At 70.6% G+C, this 19,123-nt stretch carries 19 protein-coding genes; 8 read left to right on the forward strand and 11 right to left on the reverse strand.

What is annotated here, in order from left to right; genetic code table 11:
- Nucleotides 1-309 precede the first annotated feature (309 nt).
- Nucleotides 310-1,821, forward strand: a complete 1,512-nt coding sequence (locus tag CXP56_RS18505; protein WP_286902162.1) for an ATP-dependent DNA ligase — start codon at nucleotides 310-312, stop codon at nucleotides 1,819-1,821.
- A gap of 16 nt (nucleotides 1,822-1,837) precedes the next feature.
- Nucleotides 1,838-3,277 (forward strand): GuaB1 family IMP dehydrogenase-related protein, encoded by a 1,440-nt coding sequence (locus CXP56_RS18510; protein ID WP_028847636.1) that lies wholly within the window; start codon nucleotides 1,838-1,840, stop codon nucleotides 3,275-3,277.
- Nucleotides 3,278-3,368: 91 nt separating this feature from the next.
- On the opposite strand, the gene phoH2 is transcribed toward CXP56_RS18510, so the two are convergent.
- Complete coding sequence (gene phoH2 / locus CXP56_RS18515) at nucleotides 3,369-4,658, reverse strand: RNA 5'-3' helicase PhoH2 (protein WP_502694582.1); 1,290 nt, start codon at nucleotides 4,656-4,658, stop codon at nucleotides 3,369-3,371.
- Between the two features lie 444 nt (nucleotides 4,659-5,102).
- Nucleotides 5,103-5,879, reverse strand: coding sequence for an isoprenyl transferase (locus tag CXP56_RS18520; protein ID WP_286902165.1), 777 nt, complete (start codon nucleotides 5,877-5,879; stop codon nucleotides 5,103-5,105).
- A 161-nt stretch (nucleotides 5,880-6,040) separates the two neighbouring features.
- Between CXP56_RS18520 and trhA the strand changes: the two genes are divergently transcribed.
- Complete coding sequence (gene trhA / locus CXP56_RS18525) at nucleotides 6,041-6,757, forward strand: PAQR family membrane homeostasis protein TrhA (RefSeq protein ID WP_038045009.1); 717 nt, start codon at nucleotides 6,041-6,043, stop codon at nucleotides 6,755-6,757.
- 5 nt (nucleotides 6,758-6,762) lie between these two features.
- Here the strand turns inward: trhA and abmR are convergent, their stop codons facing one another.
- From abmR to mca, 5 genes are all read right to left on the reverse strand, one after another.
- Nucleotides 6,763-7,323, reverse strand: a complete 561-nt coding sequence (abmR, locus tag CXP56_RS18530) for an ATP-binding transcription factor AbmR (protein WP_028847632.1) — start codon at nucleotides 7,321-7,323, stop codon at nucleotides 6,763-6,765.
- 1,116 nt (nucleotides 7,324-8,439) lie between these two features.
- On the reverse strand, nucleotides 8,440-10,458 hold the full coding sequence (locus tag CXP56_RS18535; RefSeq protein ID WP_286902167.1) for a thioredoxin domain-containing protein: 2,019 nt from the start codon (nucleotides 10,456-10,458) through the stop codon (nucleotides 8,440-8,442).
- Nucleotides 10,459-10,530: 72 nt separating this feature from the next.
- On the reverse strand, nucleotides 10,531-10,974 hold the full coding sequence (locus CXP56_RS18540; protein WP_502694581.1) for a GNAT family N-acetyltransferase: 444 nt from the start codon (nucleotides 10,972-10,974) through the stop codon (nucleotides 10,531-10,533).
- Between the two features lie 2 nt (nucleotides 10,975-10,976).
- The gene (locus tag CXP56_RS18545) at nucleotides 10,977-11,363 is read right to left on the reverse strand and encodes a hypothetical protein (protein ID WP_286902170.1); all 387 of its coding nucleotides are present in this window, start codon (nucleotides 11,361-11,363) and stop codon (nucleotides 10,977-10,979) included.
- Complete coding sequence (gene mca / locus CXP56_RS18550; RefSeq protein WP_286902179.1) at nucleotides 11,360-12,217, reverse strand: mycothiol conjugate amidase Mca; 858 nt, start codon at nucleotides 12,215-12,217, stop codon at nucleotides 11,360-11,362. The genes CXP56_RS18545 and mca overlap by 4 nt, the downstream gene beginning before the upstream one ends.
- Nucleotides 12,218-12,426: 209 nt before the next feature.
- On the opposite strand from mca, the gene CXP56_RS18555 reads away from it, so the two are divergent.
- From CXP56_RS18555 to CXP56_RS18570, 4 genes are all read left to right on the forward strand, one after another.
- Nucleotides 12,427-12,816 (forward strand): DUF4307 domain-containing protein, encoded by a 390-nt coding sequence (locus tag CXP56_RS18555; protein ID WP_084609272.1) that lies wholly within the window; start codon nucleotides 12,427-12,429, stop codon nucleotides 12,814-12,816.
- Between the two features lie 200 nt (nucleotides 12,817-13,016).
- Nucleotides 13,017-13,514, forward strand: coding sequence for a transcription elongation factor GreA (greA, locus tag CXP56_RS18560; protein WP_028847629.1), 498 nt, complete (start codon nucleotides 13,017-13,019; stop codon nucleotides 13,512-13,514).
- A gap of 11 nt (nucleotides 13,515-13,525) precedes the next feature.
- Nucleotides 13,526-13,897 carry a hypothetical protein gene (locus CXP56_RS18565; RefSeq protein ID WP_028847628.1) on the forward strand — a complete coding sequence of 124 codons (372 nt, stop codon included), beginning with the start codon at nucleotides 13,526-13,528 and terminating at the stop codon, nucleotides 13,895-13,897.
- A gap of 96 nt (nucleotides 13,898-13,993) precedes the next feature.
- Nucleotides 13,994-14,326, forward strand: a complete 333-nt coding sequence (locus CXP56_RS18570; protein ID WP_286902172.1) for a plasmid stabilization protein — start codon at nucleotides 13,994-13,996, stop codon at nucleotides 14,324-14,326.
- 109 nt (nucleotides 14,327-14,435) lie between these two features.
- Here the strand turns inward: CXP56_RS18570 and ilvA are convergent, their stop codons facing one another.
- A complete protein-coding gene (gene ilvA / locus CXP56_RS18575) occupies nucleotides 14,436-15,647 on the reverse strand; it encodes a threonine ammonia-lyase (protein ID WP_286902174.1) in 1,212 nt (403 codons plus the stop codon).
- A gap of 65 nt (nucleotides 15,648-15,712) precedes the next feature.
- Here ilvA and CXP56_RS18580 point away from each other — a divergent pair, with 65 nt between their 5' ends.
- On the forward strand, nucleotides 15,713-15,979 hold the full coding sequence (locus CXP56_RS18580) for a hypothetical protein (RefSeq protein WP_028847625.1): 267 nt from the start codon (nucleotides 15,713-15,715) through the stop codon (nucleotides 15,977-15,979).
- Nucleotides 15,980-16,040: 61 nt separating this feature from the next.
- Here CXP56_RS18580 and CXP56_RS18585 read toward each other — a convergent pair whose 3' ends face one another.
- The 3 genes from CXP56_RS18585 to CXP56_RS18595 form a co-directional block, all read right to left on the reverse strand.
- The gene (locus CXP56_RS18585; RefSeq protein ID WP_028847624.1) at nucleotides 16,041-17,195 is read right to left on the reverse strand and encodes a cystathionine gamma-synthase; all 1,155 of its coding nucleotides are present in this window, start codon (nucleotides 17,193-17,195) and stop codon (nucleotides 16,041-16,043) included.
- 50 nt (nucleotides 17,196-17,245) lie between these two features.
- Nucleotides 17,246-17,731: a hypothetical protein gene (locus CXP56_RS18590; protein WP_286902175.1), complete on the reverse strand. Its 486-nt coding sequence runs from the start codon at nucleotides 17,729-17,731 to the stop codon at nucleotides 17,246-17,248.
- Nucleotides 17,732-17,797: 66 nt separating this feature from the next.
- Nucleotides 17,798-18,298, reverse strand: a complete 501-nt coding sequence (locus CXP56_RS18595) for a hypothetical protein (protein WP_028847622.1) — start codon at nucleotides 18,296-18,298, stop codon at nucleotides 17,798-17,800.
- Nucleotides 18,299-19,123 lie beyond the last annotated feature (825 nt).

Below are 19,123 nucleotides of genomic sequence, written 5' to 3' on the forward strand. Positions count from 1 at the left end.
GTCCCGGTGGGGCGGAACGCGGATGGTCGTGGCACTCGCAGCCGGGGACTGCCGAGTAGGCGGCCGGACACGGCCGAGCGGACAGTCGGAAGTAAGCCGTGAGCCGGGCTGCGGCCGATGGGCTGCCGCACCGAACCACCCCACACGAACTCGCCAGAACCACCGACTCACAAACCACGAGCGCAACCAGCCGCGACAGCCCTGGAGCGGCACCGGACCGGGCACGTCGGCTGGGCGACCGCTCCCGGCTGACGCCGCCGGGCATCCGCAACCAGCGAATTCGTCGTGGTCCGGCGGCATGATGGACACATGCTGCTGACCACCGTCGTCGCGGCCTCCGAAGCCGTCGCCGCCACTCGTTCGCGCAAAGCGAAGGTCGCCGAGCTGGCCGCGCTGCTGCGCCAGGCCGGGCCGGGCGAGCGCGCGGCGGTGGTCGCGTTCTTGTCCGGCCAGCTCACCCAGGGCAGGCTGGGCGTCGGCTGGCGCACCCTGTCCGCGCTGGAGGCCGAACCGACCGCCGAGCCGCAGCTGACCGTCACCGAGGTCGATCAGGCACTGACCGCGATCGCCGAGACCCCGCCGGGCCCCGGCTCCACCACCGCACGGCTGACCGTGCTGCAGCAGCTCTTCCGTCGGGCGACCGAGGCCGAGCAGCGGTTCCTGGTGCAGCTGATCCTGGGCGAACTGCGCCAGGGCGCGCTGGAGGGGGTGATGCTGGACGGCATCGCGGCCGCTTCGGGCGCGCCCGCCGAGTCGGTACGCCGAGCGTTCATGCTCAGCGGCCGCCTGCCGGAGACCGCGGCGGCGGCCCTCTCGGGTGATCCGGCCGCGCTGGATTCGTTCCGGTTGGAGCTGGGCCGCCCGGTGCGGCCGATGCTGGCATCCCCGGCCGGGTCGCTGTCCGAGGCGATGGAGGTCCACGACCGCTCCGTGGTGGAGTACAAGCTGGACGGTGCCCGGATCCAGGTGCACAAGTACGACGGGCGGGTGCGGATCTGGACCCGCACGCTGCGGGAGATCACCCCGCACGTCGGCGAGCTGGCCGAGCTGGTGCGCGCGTTGCCGTGCCGTTCGGTCGTGCTCGACGGCGAGACGCTTGCACTGACCGACGACGGCCGTCCGCGCCCCTTCCAGGAGACACAGGCACGGTTCGGTGCCACCAGCGAGGAGCAAGTGCGTGCCCTGCTGCTGCGGCCGTACTTCTTCGACTGCCTGCACGTGGACGGCGTGGACCTGCTGGATGCACCGCTGCACGAGCGGCGGGAAGCGCTGCACTCGGTCGCCGGCGAGCACGTGATCCCGGGCGAGGTCGGGCCGGACGATCCGGACCAGGTGCTCTCGTCGGCGTTGACCGACGGGCACGAGGGCGTGGTGGTGAAGAACCTCGACTCCGCCTATGCCGCGGGCAGACGCGGCAAGGCGTGGCTGAAGGTCAAGCCGGTGCACACGCTGGACCTGGTGGTGCTGGGCGCCGAGTGGGGGCACGGACGGCGCACCGGCTACCTGTCGAACCTGCACCTGGGCGCGCGGGATCCGGACGGCGGACCGCCGATCATGGTCGGCAAGACGTTCAAGGGACTCACGGACGAGCTGCTGCGCTGGCAGACCGAGGTGTTCCCGCGGTACGCGGTGGAGTCGACGGACTGGCTGGTGCGGATGCGACCCGCGCTGGTCGTGGAGATCGCGCTGGACGGAGTGCAGCGGTCGAGCAGGTACCCGGGCGGGGTCGCGTTGCGGTTCGCGCGGGTGGTCCGCTACCGCCCGGACAAGACCCCCGCCGAGGCCGACACCATCGACACTGTTCGCGCAATGCTGCGCTGACCCGTAGCGTGGTCTCGTGCAGTACCTCAACGGGCGTGAACCACAGTACGACCTGACTTACGACGACGCATTCCTGGTGCCGACGGCCTCGTCGGTGGAGTCGCGCTTCGACGTCGACCTGGCCACCGTCGACGGCACCGGCACCACGATCCCGATCGTGGTGGCCAACATGACCGCGGTGGCTGGGCGCCGCATGGCCGAGACGGTGGCCAGGCGCGGTGGCCTGGTGGTGTTGCCACAGGACGTCGACCCGCACGCGGTCGCCGACATCGTGTCCTGGGTCAAGCAGCGCGACACCACGTGGGACACCCCACTGACCCTGGCCCCGGACGACGCCGTGGTGGACGCGGTCAACCTCATGGGCAAGCGCGCGCACGGAGCGGTCGTGGTGGTGGATGCTGACGGCCGCCCGACGGGCATCGTGCCGGAGCGGGCGTGCTCCGGGGTGGACCGGTTCACCCGGCTCGGAGACATCGCGCAGCAAGCGCAGGTGCAGCTGCCGATGACGACACCGGCCCGTGAGGTGTTCGACGAGCTGCATGCGCACGGCGAACAGCTCGCCCTCGGGTTGGACGACGACGGACGCCTGGCCGGGGTGCTCACCCGGGTCGGGGCGCTGCGCGCGTCTATCTACCGTCCCGCGGTGGATGCGGCCGGGCGCTTGCGCGTCGCGGCGGCGATCGGAGTGAACGGCGATGTCGCGGCGAAGGCCAAGGCCCTGCTCGACGCCGAGATCGACGTGCTCGTCGTGGACACCGCGCACGGCCACCAGGAGAAGATGATCAAAGCGCTGCGCGCCGTGCGATCGCTCGACCCGCAGGTTCCTGTCGTGGCAGGCAATGTGGTGACCGCGGAAGGCACCCGAGACTTGATCGAGGCCGGAGCCGACATCGTCAAAGTCGGCGTCGGACCCGGTGCGATGTGCACGACGCGGATGGCGACCGGTGTGGGCAGGCCGCAGTTCTCCGCCGTGGTGGAGACCGCCGCGGCCGCGCGGGCGCTAGGCAAGCACGTATGGGCCGACGGCGGCATCCGGCACCCGCGGGACGTCGCGTTGGCGCTCGCAGCGGGCGCCTCCGCGGTGATGATCGGCTCGTGGTTCGCCGGCACCTACGAATCCCCCGGCGACCTGCACTACGACGAGCACGGGCGGCCGTACAAGGAGTCGTTCGGCATGGCGTCCAAGCGCGCGGTGGAGGCCCGCACCCGCTCCGAAAACCCCTACGAGAAGGCCCGCAAGGCGCTGTTCGAGGAAGGCATCTCGTCGTCGCGGATGGCGCTGGACCCGGCCCGGCCGAGCGTGGAGGACCTGCTGGACGCGATCTGCGCGGGCGTGCGGTCGGCGTGCACCTACACCGGTGCGGCGAACCTGGAGGAGTTCCACCGGCGGGCGGTCGTCGGCGTGCAGTCCGCCGCCGGGTTCAACGAGGGGCGGCCGCTGCCCAGCGGCTGGTGACGTCCCGCGCCCGCAGCGTGAGCGCCACGCCATGCCCGGGGCCGGCAGCCGGATGTGCCACCGGACCCCGGGCAGGCGCCCGGCTTGGCGATCACATGCCGTAGTCCTCCAGCATCTCGGTGACCAGTGCGGCGATCGGCGAACGCTCCGAGCGGGTCAGCGTGATGTGCGCGAACAGCGGATGTCCCTTGAGCTTTTCGATGACCGCGGACACCCCGTCGTAGCGGCCGACGCGCAAGTTGTCCCGCTGGGCGACGTCGTGGGTGAGCACCACCCGTGACCCGCTGCCCAGCCGCGACAGCACGGTCAGGAGCACGTTGCGCTCCAGCGACTGCGCTTCGTCGACGATGACGAACGAGTCGTGCAGCGAACGCCCCCGGATGTGGGTGAGCGGCAGGACCTCGAGCATTTCCCGGTCGAGGACCTCGTCCAGCACGTCCTGCGAGATCAGCGCACCGAGCGTGTCGAACACCGCCTGCGCCCACGGCTGCATCTTCTCGTTCTCGGTGCCGGGCAGATAGCCGAGGTCCTGGCCGCCGACGGCGTACACCGGGCGGAACACCACGACCTTGCGGTGTTGCCTGCGTTCCATCACCGCTTCCAGGCCGGCGCACAGCGCCAACGCGGACTTGCCGGTGCCCGCCCGGCCGCCCAGCGACACGATGCCCACGTCCGGGTCGAGCAGCAGGTCGAGCGCGATGCGCTGCTCGGCGGACCGGCCGTGCAACCCGAACGCCTCCCGGTCGCCGCGGACCAGCTGCACCCGCTTGTCCTCGGTGATCCGGCCCAAGGCCGACGACGAGCCGGACAGCAGCCGCAGCCCGGTGTGGCACGGCAGGTCACCGAGGCCGGTGAGCCCGAAGTCGGCCGGATCGACCACGCCGTTCTTGTAAAGGGCGTCCAACGACTCCTGCGGGACTTCCACGTCCTGCATGCCCGTCCAGCCGGACGGCACCACATCGTGGGCCCGGTACTCGTCGGCGCGCAGGCCGACCGCGCCTGCCTTCACCCGCAGCGGGATGTCCTTGGTCACCAGCGTGACGTGCTCCCGCTCCGCGCTCAGGTTCAACGCGCAGGCCAGGATCCGATGGTCGTTGGAGTCGGTGCGGAAGCCGGCAGGCAGCACCCCGGGGTCGGAGTGGTTCAGCTCCACCTGGACCGTACCGCCGTCCTCGCCGATCGGCACCGGGGCATCGAGCCTGCCGTGCTGCCTGCGCAGGTCGTCCAGCAAGCGCAGTGCTTCACGGGCGAACCACCCGAGCTCGGGGTGGTGCCGCTTGCCCTCCAGTTCGCTGACGACCACCAACGGGAGCACGACCGCGTGCTCGGCGAACCGGGTCAGCGCCCACGGGTCGGACAGCAGCACCGACGTGTCCAGCACGAATGTCCGGCGAGCTGATGTCGGGGGCGCGGCGTCCGGGGAATGCCCGATCCGGGCGGCACTGGCGCCGGATAGCGGAACCTCCGTCGCGGCCTTGCGGGACGAACGCTGCACAGTCACGGCTTCTCCCTCGAGGGCGCGGCACCCGCGCCCTGCTGTCGCGCGTCGGCCGGGCACCCCGCCGTCCGTGGCCACCCGCCGCCCGAGTCAGGCGGCGTCAGCACGAAGGCCGGGTGCCGGCCCTCGCGTGAGTCGGGTGAGCGATCGAACCGCTCGGCTGACTGTAGTCACGTCCCAGGGCCTCCCGGGACGACCCGTGCCTTCGTCCGGGCCGTCACTGGCAAGCTACCGCGCCGTACCGACAACGCGCAGGCTGCCACACAGGTGATTCACCAACATTTGACGTCACGTTCCGTCGGGCTGCTGACCCGATCGGCGGTTGACTCACGCGCCGAACCGGCGTTGCCGCCAGGAGAATTCACGCAACGCACGCAAGAAGTCCACGCGCCGGAAGGCCGGCCAGTACGTCTCGGTGAACCAGAACTCCGAATGGGCCGATTGCCACAGCAGGAAGCCGGACAGCCGCTGTTCGCCGGAGGTGCGGATGATGAGGTCCGGGTCGGGCTGGCCGGAGGTGTACAGGTGCTCGGAGATGTGGTCGACGTCGAGCATCTTGGCCAGCTCGGTGATCGACGTGCCCTCGCTGGCGTGCTGTAGCAGCATCTTGCGCACCGCGTCGGCGATCTCCTGGCGGCCGCCGTAGCCGACCGCCACGTTGACCACCATGCCGTTGCGTCCCTGGGTGCGCTCGGCCGCCGCGGTGAGCCGCTTGGTGAAGTCCTCCGGCAGCACCTCGAGCGCGCCCATGATGCGCAGCGTCCACGGGTGCTGCGGTTCGGCCAGGTCGTCGACCACGTCGCCGATGATTTCCAGCAGCGACTCGACCTCTTCCGGCGACCGCTTCAGGTTGTCGGTGGACAGCAGCCACAGCGTGACGTACTCGATGCTCATCTCCCGGCACCAGCCGAGGAAGTCGGCGATCTTGCGGGCGCCCGCCCGGTGACCGTGGCTGACGTTGGTGAAGCCTGCTTCCCTGGCCCAGCGGCGATTGCCGTCCAGCATGATGGCCACGTGCCGCGGCCGCTTGCCGGCGGTCTGCTGGATCAGCCGCTTCTCGTACAGGCCGTAGATGATCTTCGACGCCCATGACCGCAGACTCACAGGGGAACTCTACTGCTGTCCGCGCCGCGGCCGTCCGCGCACCTGGCGACGGCGGCGCCTAGTCCACGTGGGTGGTCCGGGCCGGGCTGCGGATGCGCGGGCAACCTACGGTGCCGTAGCCTGAAATCTCCAGCAGCCGGGAAGACCAGGAAGGCCGCCGCGTGAGCGTTACCTCTCCGCGCAGGAACGACGCCGAAGAGCTGCCTCCGCCGCATGTGCAGGCCGCTGCCCAGCGCCCGCGCCTGCGGGGGCACATCCACTACTGGTCGTTCCTGGCCACCCTGGTGGCCGGGACCGCGCTCATCTCGCTGTCCGCCGCCCAGGTCTCCGGGTTCGCCGCGCTGACATGCTCGGTGTACGTGGCGACGGTGCTGGGCATGTTCGGTGTCAGCGCCTTGTACCACCGGCGGATCTGGGTGAGCTACCGCGTCTACATGTGGATGAAGCGGCTCGACCACTCGATGATCTTCCTGTTCATCGCGGGCACCTACACCCCGTTCACGCTGCTGGCCATGCCGCAACCGACCGGCTGGATCGTGCTGGCGGTGGTGTGGACGGGCGCGCTCGCGGGCGTGATGCTCAAGCTGTTCTGGCCCGACGCGCCGCGCTGGCTGGGCGTGATCGCCTACAACGTGGTGGGCTGGGTGGCCGTCTTCGTGCTGCCGGAGCTGGCCGAGTCGGTGGGCATCGCCGCGCTGGTGCTGCTGCTGGCCGGTGGAGTTCTCTACACCACCGGCGCGCTGATGTACGCGATGAAGAAACCCACTCTGTGGCCGAAGGTCTTCGGCTACCACGAGATGTTCCACGCTTTCGTGACCGCGGCGGCGCTGTGCCACATGATCGCGATCTGGTTCTGCGTGTACTCCTACGCGGGGTAGCCGGCTTACAGCTGCGGGCCGCGCGCACGCAGGTCGTCCACCGCCTGCATGGCCCGGCGCAACTCGTCCAGCCACTCCTCGGCGTGCTCACCGACCAGGCGCACGCACCAGGCCAGCGCCTCGGAACGAGACCGCGCCACCCCGGCGTCGACCAGCGTGTCCAGCACCTTGCGCTCCGGCTGACGCAGCCGCGTCATGACCGGAACCGACAGCGTCGTGAAGACCTCCCGGGCGTCGCCCAGTCGCACACCCCAGGCCACTTTGCGCTGGTACCGGTGTTCCGCCTGACGGGCGATCTGCATGCGCGTCTCCCGCGTCTGCTCGCGGAAGCGGGCGATGCGGCCCGCGACGGCGGCGGCACGGTCGGCGTCGTCGGTGAACTCTTCCTCCAGCGGGGGAAGCTCGCCGATCACGATGATTTCCTCGCGGTCGACGCTGACCTCGGGCGGGCCGGTGAACCAGTCGTCCGGCAGGCGCCCGGCGAACCAGGCCGCCGCATCGTCGGCCGGCGGCACTTCCGCCTGGTGCCAGCCACCACGGCCACGCGCTTTCCACCCGTGCCCCATGAACCGCTCTCCCGTGAAGTGCCGATACATTGCCACTCCTGATTACAGAATTACAGTAGTAGCAAAGTTACGCTCCGACGGGAAGGCGCGGCGGCCGCGTTCACCGGCAGCTGAATTCGGCTGACATCGAGCAGACGGAGAGCGCGTCCACACGAGCGGGGGTCCGTCCACGCAAGCAGAGGCTCGTCCGCGCGAGCAGGGAGCCCGGCCACGCGGGTGAGACGCCCGGCCACGCGAGGGACTCGCCCAGGCAAGCGGGGAGCCTGCCCACACGAGCGAGGGCTCGTCCACGCGAGCGAGGAGCCCGGTCTGCCACGGCCGAGTCCTGGTACGTGGAGTAGTGGCTCGTCCACGCGAGCAGGGAACCCGCCGCGGCCGCCGCGATCGCGACCAGACCGGCCAGGGCTCGTCCGCGCAAGCAGGGAACCCGCGGGGTTCACCACCGCGTGTGGGCGGTACCGATCCGGCTCGTCTACGCGAGCGGGGAGCCCGCCCAGGCCAGCGGGGGCTCATCCACGCGAGCGGGGAAGCCCGGCTCGGCGGGCCACGCCGGGCCGTACAGCTCCTGGCTCGTCCACGCGAGCGGGGAAGCCCGGCTGCCGCCCGGTGTACCGGTCAATGGCCCGTGAGGCTCGTCCACGCGAGCGGGGAGCCCGGGCGACAGCGACTCGCTGTCGCCGACGCCAGGCTCGTCCACGCAAGCAGAGGCTCATCCACGCGAACAGGGAGCCCGGTCTGCCACGGCAGGTCCTGGTACGTGAAATGGCTCGTCCGCGCGAGCAGGGAACCGGCCACGTGGGTGAGAAGCCCGGCCACGCCAGCGGCGAGCACATCCACGCGAGTAGGCAGCGCCCGCGCAAGCCGAGGCGGCCAACCCACACAAAAGCACCGCGCTGCGGTTGCTAGAGCACCCGCGCGCAAGCCGAGGACGCACCCACGCGAGAGGAAACCACCCTCACCCGCGAGCCGAGAACGCATCCCGCCAGCGAAATCCGCAGCGCGCCGCGGCTCGACCAGCCGGGCGCCGAGACGCGCATTCAGGCACCGACGTGGTGGTCCTGCTCCGCCGCTTCTGTTCCTGGCTCGACGGCGAGCCGGCCGCATGCGCACGGCCGGCTAGGCGAGCCGGGCACCGGTCAAGGCCGTGGTCAGCTCAGCGGCGTCGGTCGTGGGCCGGTCGCACACGTAGCCCCGGCAGACGTAAGCAGCAGAGCTTCCCGACACCAACGGCCGGCCCGCGAGCAGCGGAACACCCGGCGCATCCGGTTGGCCGGAGACCACCACTGCCCCGCCGGGGACCGCGGCCACCGCCGCGGACTCCAGCTCCGTCCGGTCGTCCGCATCCTCGCCGACGACGGCGACCTGGACCGGGCCCGCCTGTGCCGCCTCGGCGACCGTCAGCCAGTGACCGGCGAACCGTGGCTGGTGGGTCAGCAGCATCCCGACGCGCTCCAGCGCCTCGTCGGCCCGCCGCCGGTACTCGCTCGCCTTCGAGCCGCCGACCAGCACGGACGCCGCAAGCAGCGCTTCGGCCAGCGCCGACGCCCCGCTCGGGCTGGCGTTGTCCGTCGGATCGGCCGGCCGCTGGACCAGGGCCTCGGCATCCTCGGCGGTGTCGAAGTACGCGCCAGGGTGCTGGGCGTCGGCGAACCGGTCCACCGCGGTGTCGAGCAGATCGGTCGCCGCGGACAGCCACTTCCCGTCACCGGTTGCCTGATGCAGCGCCAGCAGCCCATGAGCGAAGCATCCGTAATCCGCGAGTACTCCGGCGGCGTCGCCGACCACCCCGGCGCGGGAACTTCTGCGCAATCTGCCGTCGACCACGTGCTCGCCGAGCACGAACTCGGCGGCTGCTTCCGCCGCGCCGATCCACTCCGGCCTGCCGAACGCCCTGCCCGCCTCTGCCAGCGCGGTGATCGCCAAGCCGTTCCATTCGGCCAGCACCTTGTCGTCCCGTGCCGGTTGAGGACGCGCGCGCCGGGCGGCCAGCAAGTCCGCGCGCACCCGCCGCCAGCGTTCCGGATCGTCCGGATCCTTCAGCAACCGCAAGGTCGACGTGCCACGCTCGAACGTCCCCTCCGCCGTCACACCGAACAGTTCGGCCGCCCACGCGCCGTCCTCCTGCCCCAGCACCTCCACCAGCTGAGCCGGCGTCCAGACGTAGGTCTTGCCCTCCTCACCCTCGGTGTCGGCATCCAGCGACGCGGCGAATGCGCCTTCGGCGGTGCGCAGGTCGGTGAGCAGGAACTGCGCCGTTTCCTCGGTCACCCGGCGAGCGAGGGCACCGACGGCTTCGCCGGGAACCAGCCGAGCCAGGTGGGCGTACGCCCGCAGCAGCAGGGCGTTGTCGTAAAGCATCTTCTCGAAGTGCGGCACGACCCAGGCCGCGTCGACCGAGTAGCGCGCGAACCCGCCCGCGAGCTGATCGTAGATGCCGCCGCGGGCCATCGCCTCCGCGCAGCGAGCCGCGACGTCCAGCGGCTGCCGCCCACCGCCGTTCTCGTACCGACGGAGCAGGAACTCCAGCACCATCGACGGCGGGAACTTCGGCGCGTCACCGAATCCGCCGTGCCGGACGTCCTCGTCCTCGGCCAGCCGATCGGCGGCGGCCACCAGCGTGTCCGCGTCGACCGGCGCGGCGCGCAGCGGGCCGGTGCGCTGCTCGATGTGCCGGACGACCTGCTTGCCCGCCTCGATCACCTCGGCACGCCGTTCCCGCCACGTCGCGGCCACCGCTTCCAGCAGGCGGCCGAACGGCTCCGGCGGGTAGTACGTTCCGCAGTGGAACGGTTCGCCGTCCGGCGTCAGGAAGCAGGTCATCGGCCAGCCGCCGTGCCCGGTCATGGCCTGGGTGGCGGTCATGTAGACCGCGTCGATGTCCGGCCGTTCCTCCCGGTCGACCTTGATGTTCACGAAGTTCGCGTTCATCACCTTGGCCAGCCGCTCGTCGGAGAACGACTCGTGGGCCATCACGTGGCACCAGTGGCACGCGGCATAGCCGACCGACAGCAGGATCGGCACGTCCCGGCGCTTCGCCTCGGCCAGCGCTTCCGGGCACCACGGCCACCAATCGACCGGGTTGTCCGCGTGCTGGCGCAGATACGGGCTGGAGGCGTCGGCAAGCCGATTCGTCATACCCCCAGCCTGGCAGACTCCGCCGCCGGACCGCCGTCGCGTATCAAGGAGTGAGCGTGCCTGCTCGTCCGGTCACAACGCCATCTTGAAGCCCACATGGGTGGGTTGGAAGCCGAGCCGCTGGTAGAACCGGTGCGCGCCTTCCCTGGACACGTCGGAAGTCAGCTGCACGACGTCCGCGCCCCGTTCCCGTGCGGTGTCGATCAACCACCTCATCATGCGCTCACCGAGACCGGTGCCGTGCTGGTCGCTGCGCACCCGCACACCCTCGATCTGCGCGCGCAGCGCCCCGCGGCGGGACAGCCCCGGTATGTAGCTGAGCTGCGCGGTGCCCACCACCGCGCCTTCGTGCTCGACGACCACCAGCAGCTGGTTCGGGTCGGCGTCGACGGCCTTGAAAGCAACCTGGTACGGCGTCAGGTCGTCCGGCGACTCACGCTTGGCGCCGAGCGAGTCGTCGGCCAGCAGTGCCACGATTTCCGGGACGTCGTCGGCGACGGCCCTCCGGATAGTCACTGTCATGGTGCGCTTGGCCCGCCTGGATCGTCGCGTCTCGCTGCGCCGGTCTGTTCCGCTGTCGACGACTCGGGTTCCTGGTCTGCCGGGTCAGGCGTCGGCTCGTCCGTCGCCTTCGCCTGCTCGCCCGCCGAGGGGCCGTCCTGGTCACGCCCGGCGTCCTGCTCGCCTGGCTCGTCGAAGCTTTCCGGGATCCGCTTCAGGTGCTTGGTCATCGACCGCACCAGCAGAGCCACCGCGATCAGGAACAGCAACAGCACGACCAGACCCAGCGGGGAGGACTTGCCGAACTCCTCCTTGCCGGGCGTGTCGTTGGTGCCCGGCTGCTGCGCCAGCACCAACGCGGCCGTGACGGCGGCCCCGGTCGCCGGGGGCGGCACCAACGTCATGAGGTCTCCTTCGGAATGCCGGCGAACAGGTCGTCCTCCGGCAAGGTCGTGTCGACCAGGGAGTGCACCAGCTCGTACTCCTCGGTCGGCCACAGCTCCCGCTCCAGCTCGACCGGCACCGCGAACCAGCGGGAATCCGGGTCGATCTGCGTGGCGTGCGCCTTCAGCGCCTCGTCGCGCACCTTGAAGTAGTCCGCGCACTCGACCCGCGTGGTGACCCGTTCGATCACGTCCGGCCGGTCCGGATCCCATCGCTCGAGCCACTCCTGGTACGGCGATTCCATGCCGCGCTCCAGCAACGCCTCGTGGAACGTCACGATCTTGGAGCGGGAGAACCCGTGCGAGTAGTAGAGCTTCAACGGCTGCCACGGCTCACCGGCGTCCGGGAACCGGTTCGGGTCGGGCGCGGCCTGCCACGCCTCCATCGACACCTCGTGGGTGCGGATGTGGTCCGGGTGCGGGTAGCCGCCGTTCTCGTCGTAGGTGACGATCACGTGCGGCTTGAACTCGCGGATCTCGCGCACCAGCCGCTCGGCGGCCTCCTCCACCGGCACCAGCGCGAAGCACCCTTCCGGCAGCGGGGGCGGCGGGTCGCCTTCCGGCAACCCGGAGTCGACGAAGCCCAGCCAACGGTGGCTGATCCCGAGGATGGCCGCTGCCCTGGCCATTTCCTCGCGGCGGATCGCGGCGATGTTCTGCACCACTTCCGGACGATCCATCTTCGGGTTGAGCACGCTGCCCGCCTCACCCCCGGTGCAGGTGACCACCCGCACCTGGTGGCCTTCGGCCACGTAGCGGGCCATCGTGGCCGCTCCCTTGCTGGATTCGTCGTCCGGGTGCGCATGCACCGCCATCAAGCGCAACCCGCCCGGGCGTGTGGGGTGGTTGTCCTCGGTCAAGCCACGCCCCCTTCTCTGCCTCGTCGAACCGACCCCCGGTAGGGTCGGACTCCATTGTCCTGTCCTGTCGACGGCTACCGCCCGGAGGGGTTCGGATCGGCGTGAACGGAGAACCGACCGCGCGCCCGCTGCCGGAGGGCCGCTATGGCAGACAACGCACACCGATGATGAAACAATCCACCGGCCGGTGGATCGCCGGTGTGCTGGTCGCCGTCGCGTGCGTGCTGGTGGCCTACGTGGCGTACGTCAACCTGGGCAGCGAACCCATCACCGCGGAGACCATCGGCTACTCCGAACGGCCTGGTGACGCCATGGAGGTGACGTTCCGCGTCACGCGGGACGACCCCGGCAAGCCTGCCGTGTGCATCGTGCGCGTGCGCAACGCCACCGGCGAGGAGGGTGGCCGCAAGGAGGTTCTGGTGCCGCCCGGGGACGACGGCAGGCCACTACGCACGGTGATCAAGAGCGTCGGGCGGCCGGTCGCCGGAAACGTATTCGGATGCTCATATTCGGTTCCCGAATATCTGTCAAGAGGTGAGCGGCCAACGGGGTGAATCGCGCGCCGGACGCCCGGATCCCGTCGCCGCAACCGGCCGTCGTACCCGCTCAGCGTGCTATCATGACGGGCGTACGGCACGGCCCGGCGGGCCGTGTCTTTCCTTTATGAGCGTTTGTCGATTGAAGATGCGTGCGCCGTGACATCGGCGCTGGAGTTTCCCGGTACGTGGCGACGTACCGGACGCATGACAAGGAGTTGGTGACCGTGAGCGACGCCAAGGTGACCTGGCTGACCCAGGATGCCTACGACCGGCTCAAGAAAGAACTGGATGAGCTGATCGCGAATCGCCCGGTCATTGCCGCCAAGATCAACGCCTCCCGGGAGGAAGGCGACCTACGGGAGAACGGCGGCTACCACGCGGCCCGCGAGGAACAGGGCCAGGCCGAGGCTCGCATCCGTCACCTGCAGGAGCTGCTGCGCAACGCCAAGGTCGGCGAAGCGCCGCCGAACGACGGCATTGCCGAGCCGGGCATGGTGCTGACCGTTCGCTACGAAGGTGACGACGAGGTCGAGGAGTTCCTGCTGGCCACCCGCGAGGAGGGCGCCAACGGCGACCTCGAGGTGTACTCGCCCGAGTCGCCCCTCGGCAAGGCGCTGCTGGGGGCATCCGAGGGCGAGTCGCGCGAGTACGAACTCCCCAACGGCCGCAAGCAGAAGGTCACGCTGCTCAAGGCCGTGCCGTACTCCGGCTGAGTGGTAACAGCGTGCGCGCCTACCGCTGGTGGTACGTCGCCGCCGCCGTGATCATGGCCATCACGGTGGCGGCGTTTCACATCGCTGTCCAGGCCGGTCAGGGCGGCGCCGGTGGCACCGCCTGGCCGGGCCTGCTCGTCCCGGTGCTGTTGCTGGGCGGCGTGGTGTACCGGCTGCGCGTCACGGATTCCCCGATGGCCCGCGCCGAGCGGGCCGCACTCGCGACCGCTGCCGGGCTGAGCCTGCTGACCGTCGTCCTGCAGGCTTTCGTTCTCGCCGACGGGCTGTCGGTGCCGGCGGTAGCCGTGGCCGTCCTGCCTGCCGTGCCGTTCCTGCCGCTCGCCTGGCGGGCACATCGCGTGCTGCCCGCCGAGCCCGCCTGACAGCTCGGCACTTCCCCATCACCCGGCCCCTGCCTCGGGTTTCGCCGCATCCGGCGACGGGTAGGCCGCCAGCAAAGCCCCGCAGGGAGGTGCCCGATGCCACAGCAGGCATGGTCCGACAAGCGCGAGCGGCAGTACGAGCACATCAAGTCCGGTGCCAAGAAGAAGGGCGCGAGTGAGGACAGGGCGGAGGAAATCGCCGCGCGCACGGTCAACAAGAACCGGGCGCAGTCCGGCGAGGCGCGGCAGAAGAGCCGGACCTCGGTCGAGGACGTCTCACCGCAGCACCGTGGCGGCAAGCGCTCCGGCAACCGGCAAGGACCCAAGGGACCGACGCGCGACCAGCTCTACAACGAGGCCAAGAAGCGCAACATCAAGGGCCGGTCCACGATGACCAAGAAGCAGCTGGCCGACGCCTTGGGCCGCTGAGCCCGCACCACGCCACCCGGCCACCGCCCGCCGACGCCGCGGCCACCCGCCCCTCGGGGTAGTGGGTGTCGGCCCGGTGACATGACGGCACCCTGCAACGGCCCGGCGCTCAGCGCTCGACGACGATCGTGTACCCGGCGCGCTGCAGAGCCTCGGTCACCTCGTGGCAGTGCTCCGGCCCCCGCGTTTCCAGGTTGAGCTCGATCTCCACGTCACCGATGTCCAGCGACCCGGAGATGCGCGAGTGCTCGACGTCGATGACGTTCGCGCCCAGCTCCCCGACCCGGGTGAGCAGCTTCGCCAGCGACCCCGGCCGGTCGGCGACCCGCAGCCGCAGCGACAGGTAGCGTCCGGCCGCGGCCATCCCGCGCCGGATGATGTTCAGCAGCAACAGCGGATCGACGTTGCCGCCGGACAGCACCGCCACGATCGGCGGCTGGAAGACACCCTGATGCTCCAGCAGCGCGGCCACCGTGGCCGCGCCCGCGGGCTCGACGATCAGTTTGCGCCGCTCGAGGCAGAGCAGCACCGCCCGCGCCAGCGCCTGCTCGCTGACCGTCACCACGTCGTCGACGTACTCGCTGACGTGCGCGAACGTCACCGGGCCCGGTGAGCCGACCGCGATCCCGTCGGCAATGGTGCTGGGGTTGTCCAGCTGCACCGGCTTGCCCGCTTCCAGCGACGCCAGGACGGCGGCCGCGTCGGCGGCCTGCACACCGACGACGCGCGCCTGCGGCCTGAAGTGCTTGAGCACCGTGGCGATGCCCGCGATCAGCCCACCGCCACCGGTGGCGACCAGCACCGTGGCGACATCGGGCACCTGCTCCAGGATCTCCAGCCCGACCGTTCCCTGGCCTGCGATGATGTCCGGGTGGTCGAACGGGTGGATGAACACCGCGCCGGTTCGTTCCGCGAACTCCGTCGCCGCCGCCAGCGACTCCGCCAGGGTCTCCCCGTGCAGGTGCACGTCGGCCCCGTAGGCCCTGGTCGCCGCGAGTTTCGGCAGCGGGGCTCGCTGAGGCATGAACACGGTCGATCGCGTTCCCAGCAACGACGCGGCCAGCGCGACGCCCTGCGCGTGGTTGCCCGCGCTTGCCGCCACCACCCCACGCGCCCGCTCCTCGGGGGCCAGCCCGTGAATGCGGGTGTAGGCGCCGCGGATCTTGAACGACCCGGTGCGCTGCAGGTTTTCGCACTTCAGGTACACGTCGCCGCCGTGCATCCGCGTCAGGTCGCGGGCATGCTCCATCGGCGTCGTCCGCACCACCTCGGAGATCAGCTTCCGGGCGGCCTCGATCTGATCCAAGCGCACAAGGTCCATATGAGCTGCATCATGCCACCGGGTACGCTGGAATGACCGACGACCCGGGAGATTAAGGGCGAGAGATGACACGGGGGACCTCACCCACGCGGGCCACGCGCGTGGCCGGCGGGACGTCGCTGCTTGTCGCCGTGCTGTCGGCAGCGGCGCTCACCGGGGCCGCATTCGTCACCGTCGACCTGGCGACGTGCGGTCAGCCAGCCAGGTACGTGCACAACGAGCAGCAGATCGAGCTGGTCGGCGGGTGCATCGACACGGCGAAGCTGCCGACCGTCGCGCCCGGCCCCGAGCAGGCCAAGCCGACGCTGTCGGCGAACTGGCAGCAGCCGTGACCGGCGCCGCGATCCTCAGCCCAGCACGAACTGGCAGCAGCCACAACCAGCGCCGCGATCCTCAGCCCAGCGCTTTCCGCAAATCCACTTCCAGATCCCGCGGATCCTCGATCCCCACCGACAGCCGGACCAGATCGTCGGGCACCTGCAGCAACGACCCGGCCGTGCTGGCGTGCGTCATCTTCCCCGGGTGTTCGATCAGCGACTCGACGCCGCCGAGCGACTCGGCGAGGACGAACAGCTCGGTGCCCGCCACGACCTGCAGGGCGCGCTGCTCGCCGCCCCGCACGGTGAACGACACCATGCCGCCGAACCGACGCATCTGCTTGGCCGCGACGTCGTGGCCGGGATGCTCGGGCAGGCCCGGGTAGTACACCTTCGTCACTTCGGGATGGTCGGCCAGCATCGCCACGATCCGCTCGGCGTTGTCGCAGTGCCGTTCCATGCGCAAGGCCAGCGTCTTCATGCCGCGCATGGTCAGCCAGCTGTCGAACGGCCCCGGCACCGCGCCTGCCGCGTTGCGCAGGAAGAACAGCCGCTCGGCCATGTCGTCGGAGTTCGTGACGACCGCACCGCCCACGACGTCGGAGTGCCCACCCAGGTACTTGGTTGTGGAGTGCACGACGACGTCGGCGCCCAGCGCCAGCGGCTGCTGCAGGTACGGGGTCGCGAACGTGTTGTCCACGACCAGCTGAGCCTGCGCCTCGTGCGCAATCGTCGCCAGCCCCGCGATGTCCGCGATGCCCAGCAGCGGGTTCGACGGCGTCTCGCACCAGATCAGCTTGGTCCGCGACTGCACCGCTTCGCGCACCGCGTCCAGTGACGACAAGTCCGCGACGGTGTACTCCACACCCCACTCGGTCAGTACCTTGTCGATGAGCCGGAACGTGCCGCCATAGGCGTCGTTGCCCAGCACCAGGTGGTCGCCCGGCCGCAGCGCGGCACGGAGCACCGCGTCGCTGGCAGCCATCCCGGACGCGAACATCACGCATCGCCGGCCGTCCTCCAGCGCGGCCAGCGCCTCTTCGGCGGCCGTGCGGGTGGGATTCGCCGTGCGGGAGTACTCGTAGCCGCCTTCACGCAGGCCGCCTACGCCGTCCTGGGCGTAGGTCGACGTGGCGTAGATCGGCACGATGACCGCACCGGTGCGGGGATCGGGCCGCTGACCAGCGTGAATTGCCCGGGTCTCGAAGCCGTAGTGCCGGGTGTCGTCCATGCCGACCAGCCTATGCCCGCCGCCTCGGCCGGCCACCGGCGGCCCGCCCGCTATCCGGGCCTGCCGTCCGCTCGGGTCGAGCCGGCGGCGATCGCCAGCAGTGCCGTCAGCAGCCCGAGCGCCGAAGCCAGCACGATGGCCGTCGCGAACGAGTCCCGCAGCTCGACCATGAGCTCGACCCAGCCACCGACGTCCAGCCGCAGCACCAGCGGTTCGAGCACCAAGGTCGCGACGGCCAGCAACGCGACCACGACCAGCAGCCACGCACCGGCTACCCGGCGGGCCAGCGCCGCCACCCCGAGCCCGATCAGCAGGACCACCAGTGCGGCGCGCACCCCGACCACGACCCACAGCTGGTTCGGCATGGGCGTACCGGACTCGTCGAACGCGGTGTACCACTCGTAGACGACCCAGCCCATCGCGCCCGCGGCAAGCAGTGCCACCAGGCCGGCGACGATCCCGATGGCGCCCGTTCGCGGGCGGTCCTGCGGGTGGTACTCCGGTACCGAGCCGTAGTCGTCGGACTGCGGATCCATGCGCAGGCTCCTCACGCCGGGGGTCGACGTCGATTCGTCGTCGCCGGTCTCCGGCACGTTAGCGCATCACCACTCGTCCTGCGACGCGCCACGCGAACACCAGCGGCCGGTGGCCGGCAGCAAGGTGAGCACCAGCGTGACCACCACGACGACGAGCCACACCCCGACCAGCCACTGCAGCTGAGTCACCACGGCCGGATCGTCCTGCCAGCTCCACGCGGAATCCCGAGCGCGATCCGTGCCCGCGATGAGGACGTAGCCGAGCCCGGACAGCGCGGCCGCGGTCGCCGCGGCGACGGTGATCTGACCCGACTGCCTGCGCCGCAACAGCAGCACCGATCCGCTGAGCAGCGCGACGGTGATGCCGACCAGGATCAGATAGACGACCACCCCAGCAGGGTGCAGCTGGGCGTCGTCCCACACCGCCAGCAGGCCGAGCACGCTCAGCACCAGCCCGCCGCAGCCGAGCACGGCGGCCAGCACACCGGCGGTGATGCCGCTCCACCCGCTCACCGCTTCCGGTTCCGGCTCGCATCGCGGCGGCTCCGGCTGGATCGGTGGGCGCATCGCATCACCTCGCGTCATCCGTGCTCGCGGATCAGTCACTGTGTCCTACTCTCCCGCTTCGTCTGCAGAGCCATCTCACCCGCTGCGCTCCACGACCGGCCTCTCACGCCGTGCCGCCACCACGCACGTACCGGAGTGTGGGTGGCAGGCACGCCAGCACCGTAGGCATCGCCACCGGGCAAGACCCACCAGGCCCCCGGCGGTGAACGCTATGACCACATCGGCCACCACGGCAAGAACCAGCACCGCCCCACACCCCGCCACCAGGTATGGCCGGCCGGATTGCGGAGCTGGAGCAGAACACCGCCGACAGCCGTTCCGGACGCCACCACCAACCCGGCGATCACCAGCAGGCCGCTGGCGACACCGGTCCGAAACGCCGCGCCGAGCGCAGGAGCATCGAGCACGGCCTGCAGGACACCGACGAACAGCGCGGATGCCGACGCGGCCGGAGCGAAGCGCCGGTCCGCCGCAGCACGGTCGACCGCTCTCGGCCACGTGTCGCCCGCAAAGGGATCAGGCAGCTGCGCGGACAAGGGCTCGACCTTTCCGATCACGCGCAACCAAGGCAGTCGTGCCGGAAAAACCAACCGACCGGGCCTCCCCGTGGGGAGCGCCCGGTCGGTTGGCAGGGATCGGATCGAGTCAGCTCGCCGTCAGCTCAGCCCTGGTACGGCTGCTGCGGGAATCCGCCGGACGGCGGGTTCTGCTGGCCGAATCCCGGCTGACCGTACCCCTGCTGCTGGCCGTAACCCTGCTGCTGGCCGAAGCCACCCGGCTGCGGCGGGCCGAAGCCGCCCGGGCCACCGTAGCCGCCGGGGCCGC

This window comes from Thermocrispum sp. (assembly GCF_002919275.1).
GTDB lineage: Bacteria > Actinomycetota > Actinomycetes > Mycobacteriales > Pseudonocardiaceae > Thermocrispum > Thermocrispum agreste.

Excerpts from the sequence above, each read along its gene's own strand:
- CXP56_RS18505 (WP_286902162.1), top strand. The coding sequence starts at position 310 with ATGCTGCTGACCACCGTCGTCGCGGCCTCCGAAGCCGTCGCCGCCACT.
- abmR (WP_028847632.1), bottom strand. The coding sequence starts at position 7,323 with ATGGGGCACGGGTGGAAAGCGCGTGGCCGTGGTGGCTGGCACCAGGCG.
- CXP56_RS18535 (WP_286902167.1), bottom strand. The coding sequence starts at position 10,458 with ATGACGAATCGGCTTGCCGACGCCTCCAGCCCGTATCTGCGCCAGCAC.
- CXP56_RS18545 (WP_286902170.1), bottom strand. The coding sequence starts at position 11,363 with ATGACGTTGGTGCCGCCCCCGGCGACCGGGGCCGCCGTCACGGCCGCG.
- mca (WP_286902179.1), bottom strand. The coding sequence starts at position 12,217 with ATGGCGGTGCATGCGCACCCGGACGACGAATCCAGCAAGGGAGCGGCC.
- CXP56_RS18555 (WP_084609272.1), top strand. The coding sequence starts at position 12,427 with ATGATGAAACAATCCACCGGCCGGTGGATCGCCGGTGTGCTGGTCGCC.
- CXP56_RS18570 (WP_286902172.1), top strand. The coding sequence starts at position 13,994 with ATGCCACAGCAGGCATGGTCCGACAAGCGCGAGCGGCAGTACGAGCAC.
- ilvA (WP_286902174.1), bottom strand. The coding sequence starts at position 15,647 with ATGGACCTTGTGCGCTTGGATCAGATCGAGGCCGCCCGGAAGCTGATC.
- CXP56_RS18580 (WP_028847625.1), top strand. The coding sequence starts at position 15,713 with ATGACACGGGGGACCTCACCCACGCGGGCCACGCGCGTGGCCGGCGGG.
- CXP56_RS18585 (WP_028847624.1), bottom strand. The coding sequence starts at position 17,195 with ATGGACGACACCCGGCACTACGGCTTCGAGACCCGGGCAATTCACGCT.
- CXP56_RS18590 (WP_286902175.1), bottom strand. The coding sequence starts at position 17,731 with ATGGATCCGCAGTCCGACGACTACGGCTCGGTACCGGAGTACCACCCG.
- CXP56_RS18595 (WP_028847622.1), bottom strand. The coding sequence starts at position 18,298 with ATGCGCCCACCGATCCAGCCGGAGCCGCCGCGATGCGAGCCGGAACCG.